Here is a 209-nt window from a genome sequence, read left to right on the forward strand (position 1 = left end):
CTCCGGCCATTAAGCGGATCCCCTTTGTAAATTGCTTATTCGGGTTAGATTCCAGCCGATAAAGGTGAGGGTAAATATCTCCTTGACCCGCGCTAACCCGCGGACTTTTACTTGGCGAATCAGGTCAACGGGTTTGCCCCAACCGAAACCCTCCTCAATTCTCTTGCGTACCTTCATGCTCGCTTGATACCCGCTGTGCCGAGTGGTGC

Annotated in this window: 1 pseudogene; it reads right to left on the minus strand. The window is 52.6% G+C overall.

The features are described 5' to 3' along the window. Positions 1-84: 84 nt before the first annotated feature. Positions 85-209 (minus strand): annotated as a pseudogene (locus Q1A48_RS21675) (IS5/IS1182 family transposase); the annotation flags it as partial.

Origin of the sequence: uncultured Microbulbifer sp. (assembly GCF_947489355.1) — a bacterium.
Classification (GTDB): domain Bacteria; phylum Pseudomonadota; class Gammaproteobacteria; order Pseudomonadales; family Cellvibrionaceae; genus Microbulbifer.